The organism is Ensifer sp. 22521, from assembly GCF_052044795.1.
GTDB lineage: Bacteria > Pseudomonadota > Alphaproteobacteria > Rhizobiales > Rhizobiaceae > Ensifer.
Genome location: NZ_JBQENM010000059.1, coordinates 1 through 8,765 on the forward strand (window position 1 = coordinate 1; position 8,765 = coordinate 8,765).

At 58.6% G+C, this 8,765-nt stretch carries 6 protein-coding genes and 2 pseudogenes; 4 read left to right on the forward strand and 4 right to left on the reverse strand.

What is annotated here, in order from left to right; all coding sequences use genetic code 11:
• The 3 genes from ACTJKE_RS36255 to ACTJKE_RS36265 form a co-directional block, all read left to right on the forward strand.
• Positions 1 to 499: zinc-binding dehydrogenase (locus ACTJKE_RS36255; protein ID WP_440693871.1), on the forward strand; the 499-nt coding region annotated here is incomplete at its 5' end.
• A 158-nt stretch (positions 500 to 657) separates the two neighbouring features.
• Entirely contained in the window at positions 658 to 1,545 is an 888-nt protein-coding gene (fghA, locus tag ACTJKE_RS36260) for an S-formylglutathione hydrolase (RefSeq protein ID WP_440693873.1), read from the forward strand.
• Between the two features lie 802 nt (positions 1,546 to 2,347).
• On the forward strand, positions 2,348 to 3,199 hold the full coding sequence (locus ACTJKE_RS36265; protein WP_440637562.1) for an MFS transporter: 852 nt from the start codon (positions 2,348 to 2,350) through the stop codon (positions 3,197 to 3,199).
• Positions 3,200 to 3,334: 135 nt separating this feature from the next.
• Here the strand turns inward: ACTJKE_RS36265 and ACTJKE_RS36270 are convergent, their stop codons facing one another.
• The 4 genes and pseudogenes from ACTJKE_RS36270 to ACTJKE_RS36285 form a co-directional block, all read right to left on the reverse strand.
• A complete protein-coding gene (locus tag ACTJKE_RS36270) occupies positions 3,335 to 5,398 on the reverse strand; it encodes an alkyl/aryl-sulfatase (protein WP_440637560.1) in 2,064 nt (687 codons plus the stop codon).
• A gap of 132 nt (positions 5,399 to 5,530) precedes the next feature.
• Positions 5,531 to 5,686: a hypothetical protein gene (locus ACTJKE_RS36275; RefSeq protein WP_440693875.1), complete on the reverse strand. Its 156-nt coding sequence runs from the start codon at positions 5,684 to 5,686 to the stop codon at positions 5,531 to 5,533.
• A 462-nt stretch (positions 5,687 to 6,148) separates the two neighbouring features.
• Positions 6,149 to 6,262: pseudogene (locus tag ACTJKE_RS36280) on the reverse strand (Gfo/Idh/MocA family oxidoreductase); the annotation flags it as partial.
• A gap of 296 nt (positions 6,263 to 6,558) precedes the next feature.
• Positions 6,559 to 7,383 (reverse strand): hypothetical protein, encoded by an 825-nt coding sequence (locus tag ACTJKE_RS36285; RefSeq protein WP_440693877.1) that lies wholly within the window; start codon positions 7,381 to 7,383, stop codon positions 6,559 to 6,561.
• Between the two features lie 528 nt (positions 7,384 to 7,911).
• On the opposite strand from ACTJKE_RS36285, the pseudogene ACTJKE_RS36290 reads away from it, so the two are divergent.
• A pseudogene (locus tag ACTJKE_RS36290) lies at positions 7,912 to 8,457 on the forward strand (transposase); the annotation flags it as partial.
• Positions 8,458 to 8,765 lie beyond the last annotated feature (308 nt).

The window sequence follows — 8,765 nt, forward strand, 5'->3', positions numbered from 1 at the left end:
CGCCGACATGATCATCGGCGTCGACCTCAACAACGACAAGAAGGCCTGGGGTGAGCGCTTCGGCATGACCCACTTCGTCAATCCGAAGGACGTCGGCGACGACATCGTTCCCTACCTCGTCAACATGACGAAGCGTGGGGCCGACCAGATCGGCGGCGCCGACTACACCTTCGACTGCACCGGCAACACCAAGGTGATGCGCCAGGCGCTCGAAGCCTCGCATCGCGGCTGGGGCAAGTCCGTCGTCATCGGCGTCGCCGGCGCCGGCCAGGAGATCTCCACCCGGCCGTTCCAGCTCGTCACCGGCCGCAGCTGGATGGGCACCGCCTTCGGCGGCGCGCGCGGCCGCACCGACGTGCCGAAGATTGTCGACTGGTACATGGAGGGCAAGATCGAGATCGATCCGATGATCACCCACACCATGCCGCTCGAAGACATCAACAAGGGCTTCGAGCTGATGCATTCCGGCGAAAGCATCCGCAGCGTGGTGCTTTTCTAGTGTTCGGATTTCAGGGGTAGAGGCACGAAAACCCCTGATCGACCGACGCGCCAGGACTTGTTTCCTCCAGAACCCCGGCGCCAGTGGCGGCGCAATCGTTATCTCCAAACACTCGTTGCGCCGCCACGACCACTTTGATGATTGGCGAAAGTAGACAGATGAAAACCGTTTCGGTCTCGAAGGCGCACGGCGGCGTGCAAGGGGTCTATCAACATTCATCCAGCGTTTGCGCGTGCGAAATGACCTTTGCAGTTTTTGTGCCACCGCAAGCGGCATCAAGTCCACGACCTGTTTTGTGGTTTCTGTCGGGTTTGACGTGCACCCATGCAAATGTGATGGATAAGGGCGAATACCGAAGGATGGCCGCAGAACTTGGGCTTATCGTGGTATGCCCTGACACAAGCCCTCGGGGCGAGGTTGATGACGTGCCCGACAATTGGCGGATCGGCAAGGGCGCGGGCTTTTACGTTGATGCCACCGAAGAGCCATTTTCCAAGAACTACCGGATGTATTCGTATCTCATCGACGAATTGCCGGCGCTCGTTGAGACGTATTTCCCGGCCGATATGAGCCGACAGGCGATCATGGGGCATTCGATGGGCGGACATGGCGCAATCATCATGGCACTGAAGAATCCTGGGCGCTTCAAAAGCTGCTCCGCTTTTGCGCCCATCGTGGAACCATCGACAGCCGAGTGGTCCAAACCCGCCCTGTCACTCTATCTTGGAGCGGATGAAGGCAAATGGAATTACTATGACGCGACGCGCCTCGTGGAAGGCGGCAAGCGCTTTCCCGAGTTTCTCATCGATCAGGGAGCCTCGGATCAATTCCTGGACGAAGGTCTTAGGCCGTGGCTGTTCGAGGACGCCTGCGACAGAGCTGGTATTCCGCTCACCTTGCGCATGCACGACGGCTACGACCACTCATACAATTTCATCTCAACCTTTATGGATGACCACCTTCGCTGGCATGCCAATCGCCTGACGTTATCCGGGTCGTCGACTGTGGGGGCAGCGGCGTCGTTGCAGCACGTTGCCACCATATAGTCGCCAGGCCGAGCCGCGGCAAGCCCAACCCTTGCGGGGAGAGGTTAGCCGAACATAGCCTCGACCCCGTGTGGCGTTTGCTCCGATCCGCCGGCGAGTGTCCGGAGTTGGCTGTTGCCGTTATGTGCTTCGAAAGTCGCATAATGTATCCACTGGAAGCTAGAAGCGCCAAGCAGACGTTCGGCTGGGCGGCTAGTCGAATTAATGGATCATCGCATGGTCACCGCAATAGATGAGCAACCGCCTACTGCTTTGTGAAATGGTTCAACCTATCGCCTCGCCCGCTACCATTGTGAGTGCGATTTAAAATCTATTAGAGAATTCCTTTTGAGCTGCACCGTCACCGGCTGCGGTGGCCTCCTTCACCGCACTTTCTTCATCAAGGCGGCGGGCGTCAGCCTGCAGGCGGGCAAGCCACCCCCCCCTGCGGTGCCCTGACCCGCAGATTGAGCTGCTGATGCGCGTTGCAAAGGTCCAACATGGCGTCGCCAGGGCAGGCGCAAAGCGAGATCGATCTCAGCGGCCGCCCCGGAAGGCAGGGATCTGGCGGAGGCCATCATTAAGCATCGAGATCGAGCGCATCAAACACGCCGTGATCGACCTTCTTGGTGGCGTGCGGCGAAGGTCGGACGGGCGCTTTTCTTGGCATGCTGATGCACCGCCGCTTCGGGCGCGACAAGGTGATGCTGGTTGCGCTCGCCACCCTTACCATCGCCACTCTCGCGCGTGCGTTCGCGGAGAATGTTACGTCACTCTTCGCCGCCACAGCGGGTGGGGGTGCGGGAATTGACGTTGCTGGGCCTTGGTCGCCGGCTTCATCAAGAAGAACTATCCGCGCCATGTGGCACTGTTCACGGGGATCTATGCCTCCGCGATCGGGCTGGGGAGCACAATATCTGCTGCGCTGGCCGGACCTCTGGCTGTAGCAAGCGGCGGATGGAGAATTGGTGCGGGCATCTTCACCCTGCCTGGTTTTATCGCGATCGGTGCCTGGATGGTCATTGCGCGAGCGGAACGGCGAGCCGGGACGGTTAAGCCAGGCACGGTTGCTCCCCAGAAGGGTAGTTCGCTCCCGTTCACCAACCGACTGGCGTGGCTGGCCGCGTCTTATTTCGCGCAGAACAACTTCCTGTTCTTTGCTCTGATCGCCTGGACTGCGCCCATGTATATGGAGCGCGGCATGAGCGGCACGGATGCGGCGTTACTCCTCGCCAGTTTCACTGCTGCATTCATGGTTGCAAATCCGCTTGCCGGTTTCATCAGTCGGAACAACGATCGGCGGCGCCTGATTGCCCTGTTCGCGTCTACGTCTCTGTTCGGTATCTTGGCGATTGGTCTTACGCCGCCGATGCCGTATCTTTTCATTCCCCTGATCGCCCTTGGCGTCGGAGGCTGCAAACGAAGCGAACTCCTGGACAGCCTTTGTTCTGGGCATTGGTTACTTCGCAGGCGCCTTGGGTCCATTCTTGCTTGGCGTGGCGCGCGACAGCACCGGGGGGTTCACTGTTCCATTCTGGATGCTGGTTATCGGCGCAGTTCTCAAGCTGTCACTAGCCCCGCTGCTTCACCCCGGCCGCATCTAGCTGGGGGAAAGCAGCAATCACCGTGTTCCAGACCTAAGCCGAGCGGCTACCCACCCCTTTTCGGCCTCTGAGCAACAAAAGATCGATCCCGAGCGGACATTCGAGTTTGTTGACGCTACGGCGTGAGTCGGCCCATAGAGGACACTATCGGAATTACCCCCCCGTGGCTCTCCTTTGTTGTGGCTCCAGGGTCCTACGGGAGCCTTCTAGGGACCCTCATAGTAGGTCGCGTCGTCCTGTAAGAGCTCAGCCTTCGGCAGCGCCTCGCGCTTCTTCGTGCCCGGCAAAACCTCGAACCAGTTGTCAAACGTGACCATTGTCGAGCCAAGCTGAGCAAGCACTTGCGGATTGCCTTCCATTTTTGCCTTCCCGGCAGACACCTTGTCTGACAGCTTCGCCGTCCCAATCATCACATCCTCCAACTCGCGTCGGTCGATTGTTATCGTCAAATCAGCGTCTTCCGCTTGGAAGCCGGAGATCGTCGTCAGTGTGGCATTGCTCATTTCGACGACAAACTTCTCGCCGTTATCTGGCGTCGAGAGGTTGATCTTGAAATGCATGCCTTCCGCCTTGCGGCTGTCCATCTGGATGCCGAGGTAATTGAGGAACAACTCGGTGCTGGTACCGCGCACAAAGTCGGGACTGCCCGCCTTTGCAGCCTTCACGGCGATGACGCCGTCACGCAGTTCCTTGGCGCCGGCCAGGAAGCTGTTTCGGAGACTGGGACTCTCGAACTGGTAGCCCATCTGCTCGTAGGTGTCAGCGAGCAGATCTTTTGCGTCCTGATTGTCCGGTTCAGCATAGACCAGCTTGTTTAGAATCTCGGTTGCAAGGCGATATTGGCCCTCGGCATAGAGATCACGGCCTTTCGCCATCACCTTGGAGGCGCCGCCCATCATTTCCACGTAAAGCGGTGCAGACTCCTCCGGCGATAGCGGGACCAATGTCGCAGGGTTCAGATCCCAGAAACCGAGGTAGCGCTGGATGACAGCACGGCTGTTGTGCAGGTAGGAGCCGTGGTAGCCGCGCGCATACCATTGTTCCTGCAGGCTTTTCGGCGGTGCGTAGACGTTGTGAATTTGGTTGATGGTGATGCCAGTGTTCGCCAGGTGCAGTACCTGGTTGTTCAAGTTCGCATACATGTCGCGTTGTGCGCGCATCACCTCGGCAATCCGCTCTTTTCCCCACCGCGGCCAGCTATGGGATGCGAACATCACATCCGCCTGATTGCCGAACCGGTATAGCGCAACGTTGATGTATTGCGACCACGCTAGGGCATCCCGCACCGGCGCCCCTCGCAGCGTAAGAATATTGTGCAGGCTATTGACGATGTTTTCCGCCGCCCAGAATGCCTTGAAGTCGGGGAACCAGGTATTCATCTCCGCTGGCGCTTCGGTGCCCGGTGTGTTTTGAAAAACCATCCTTACGCCGTCGATGGTCAATTCCTCAATAGGCTGTTCGATGCTGATGGTGGGGGGCAGGATGCCGACATCGCCGCTAGCAGCCGCCTTGCCGATCGACGCATCGACATTGCCGTAGGGGCTCGGTGGCACAAGGTCGCCGTAGGTGTAGGTCTTGCGGCGGGTCATCACGTTGCCGGCGTAGAGGTTTTCCGCGATTGCCTCGTTCATGAACCCCTTGGGGGCAACGATCTGGACCTTTCCGGCTGCAAGGGCAGCATCATCGACAACCCCGCGAATTCCGCCGAAGTGGTCGGCGTGGGAATGGGAAATGATCACCGCAACGACGGGTCGCTCGCCAAGCTTTTCGTTGATGAATTTGAGTGCGGCACGCGCCGTTTCCTTGACAGTCAGTGGATCGATCACGATCCAACCGGTCTCGCTCTTGATGAACGATATGTTCGCGAGGTCGAAGCCGCGCACCTGATAGATGCCCGGAACAACTTCAAACAGTCCATATTCCATGTTGAGGAGAGCCTGACGCTGCAGGGATGGGTGGATGCTGTCGAAATCCTTCCCTTTCAAGAGGAAGTCCCAGTTGTCCATGTTCCAAGCCACATCGCCTTTATCGTTCATGATCTTGCGGAAAGGCGGGGCAGCGATAAAGCCGCGCTCGGCTTCCTCAAAGTCCTGCCTGTCGGCAAAAGGCAGAAGCTGGCGCTGCTGTTGCTGCGCCTCGATCGTGTATTGCGAAGGCATCTTTCCCTTCGGACTGAAATGCTGCGGCTCCTGCGCGGTGGATGTGCCACCCAACCCTGCGGCGAAAACTGCACCAAGCACAAGTGCCCAAAGTCTAAGCGATCCGCTCATGGCTCTCTCCCCGCCATATTGAGGCGCACGCAGTCGTGCGTCTGTGGACGGGGATTTTGGCAAGCGCGTCGCTGGCTGGCTATTGTCCTTTAGGGAACTTCGATCGCCATCTGCGTTTCGTTACAGAGAGCCTTAGCCTTCACCGGCAGGTTTCTCGCGCAACCAGCCATGTGCCACAATTACAGGAATGGAACGGACGGTCCACACGGGGAATCCAAGTCCGAACATTAAGATGCCGAAGCCTGTTCCGCACACTGCTCCCAGGGTAGCCACAATATCGTTAGCCATCACTCCCTCCATCGCCACCTCTAGCCACGCTAAGCTACTGCTTGGCGAAGGTGCCGTCCGGCATCTCCACATCGAACTTCCGCTCACCACCCGTTGCGGCATTTTCCGAATCATCAAGGGGATGGCTGTTTTGACCCAGTGCGGACATCCGGACCCAAGTACCGAATGACAAAAAGGTACGCTCAAGGCGGACGTTGATTTCTCGCCTAAGTCGGCTCCAAGCAGTCACCCAGAAGGGCGATGCCTAAATCGAGCGTAGCCAGCTATCCGACATGCGGCGCATCCAGCCGATTTGAGGAATGTCGAAGTGGGTAAACTGCCAGCGGTCTCGAACAGGAGCGCGCGAAAATAGGACCGCCGCACTGCTCGTTAGTCGGTGGTGAGCCGGCGTTCTCCTCGCATCGGATGCAAGGAGACGCGGAGGGCGAGCGGGCGGTTGCGTTTAACATTGCTCAGGGGGTGTCAGTTCAACGCAATACGTTCTCCCGTTGCGGCCGAGCGTTTTACCGCATCGATCACCCTCAAGGTTTCGAGCCCCTCACGCCCGCTGACAAGCGGCGGTTCACCTCCGCGGATTGTGTTCGATGAAGCGATCGACCACGGCGGCAAAGCCGTTGCGATCGGTTTGCTGCGTCGTGAACACGGCCTGGCCGACGCCGGCGGCCGACACGGCGGACGGCGCACGCGCCGAAGGCGTTCGAACTGCTGGCCTCCTCGCGACACAAGCCGGTCGGGTTGTTCCAAAACCGGAACTTCTCGATGCCGTTTATCCCGCGCGCAGCGGTTTCGATAGCGCTCGAAGGCAGAACAAGGAAGGCGCGTGGTTGCCTTCAGATCCTTCCGCGAAGCTAATCTCGTCGCCTGGAGAGTGCCTAGAACCGGATCACTGCCCCGAGGATCGGGCCGTGCTCAATCACGTCGAACGTGAATCCGTCCCTGCTGTAGTCCACACCGACTGCGCGATAGCCTCCGACGATCGACAAAGATTGCGTCCACTGATAGCCGATTGCGCCAAGCACATCCCAGCTGAAGTCGGATGCGGCTCCGAAGCCGCCGATCATGCCCCACCCAGTTAAATGCCAGGATGGTGAGAAATCGATCCGGCCCTTCACGCCGAACATAGGATCCACCCAGGTTTGCGTGTCACTGCCGCTTAAAGCTGCAAGCGGTGGTCCGCCTGCTGACAAGGCGATGTCGAGTTCATTGTCGACGCTCCAGATGCGAGCACCGGCCATCACGTCGAGGCTCGCCGACGGTTCCGCAAGCACGCGATATTCGCCCATGAAAGTTGCCGTCACGCTGGTGGTTTCCAGCGATCCAGACAGGCTGACGGGGACGCCGGCGATTGTGCGCGAGAACGACTTGTCTACCTCAATGTCGAGGTACATCAGGTCGGAAAATACGCCCCATGTTCCATTGTGGGCCTCCCCGACGATCATCCCGCCGAAACGAAGATTGTCGAAAATATCGCGAAACGGAACGTCCGCATCGAACGGTTGTCGACCGCGAAATCCTATGTCTCCCTTCAGGCTGGCGGCCCAAAAATAGGGAGCGATACTGAAGGTCCATCCGCCATCACCGGAGACCACTCCAGGCGGCGGGCTAACCTCGGTTCCGTCCGCCGCCCCCACCGGCGAACCAAGCAGCAGACACGCAGCCAGTGCAAGTGTAGACGTGAAGCCTTTGTAGCACGGCATCCGGCAGGCCCCTCCGCCTAGTCAACGAATCTCGCTGGCCCGAGAGTATCGCGGACCGCTGAAGTTGCAAATTCTTAAGTCCCCGAGTGGCTCCACCCTGGCTCTCTGCTATGCAGGCATGCCACCGTCGATAGCAGCAGCACGGCAATCCTCGACAGGTACATCCCTGCCACCCGTTCAACCCGCCCGTTTTGACCTACCCGGCACATTATGAGAGCTCCCGCGTCCCGAGCTCGACTTCATGTCGCAAGCCGTGGCAATGCTCGGCTTCAGGGGGATGTAAGGGTGTTTGTTCCCCTAATGTGCCTTTGGGATCGCACAATGTATCGACCGGAACTGCGATCGGTTGGCTGTGCGGCTAACCGTGCGAACCATCTCCAGCGGATGAAGACCGGAAGCGTACGCCCAGACCGCCACTGATAAGCTCGCCTTCGTCCTGGAAAACAACGCCGGCGGCCTCAAAGGTCAGTTTGATTAGGCGGAGGTTGCTCTCACGCATCTCACCACCCTTTTCGAACGCTCGGATGAGACGGACGCGCGTTGCCGGTGCATATCAAGTCACAAATAATGCGTGAACTCGATCGGCTTGAGTTGTTGCTTGAACAGATCGCTGCGGTGGAGAGCGAGCGGAATTCCTTGCTATCTGTACATGAAGGCTCTGCGCATGGAACACCGGCGGCAATGCTGCTGGCCATCAGGGGTGTTGGAGCTGAGTTTGCCACCATTCTCTGGAGCGAGGGGCTATGCCGGCATTTCGACAATCGGCGACAGGTGGCTGCCTACGCAGGCTTAGCACCCACCCCTTGGCAGAGCGGAACCATCGATCAGGAACAAGGCATTTCCAAAACAGGCAATCCCCGATTGCGCACGACAATGATTCAGCTGGCCTGGTTATGGCTGCGCAACCAGCCGGGATCGGTGCTCAGCCGCTGGTTTGTGGATCGGGTCCAGTCAAATGGTGGACGTTTGAAGAAAACCGCGATCGTCGCACTAGCGCGCAAACTGCTGATCGCACTTTGGAGATACGTTACCGCAGGCGTCACCATTGAAGGCGTTGTGATGAAGACCGCCTAACGGCGGCCCTTAGCGAATCCAGAAATCCACCAGGGCTGATCAATCCTGGTGGATCCGGTGAACGAACCTCGTCGCAGTTTGGCTTAAAATGCCGCCCTATAGAATGGTTCCGTTCTCCTGAGCCTTGCCGCTACGCAAGCGGGATAGTGGTGCTGTCGAACATAACGGCGACCGAATGTGAGTTGGATCCGGCGACGGATGCGCGCCGGCTCATGCATGCTGGCTCAGACCACGGGTTTGCAAGAAATGGGAGAAAGAACGCTATGTATTGATGATCGATCTTGACGTCAAAATCCTCATGTGAGCTG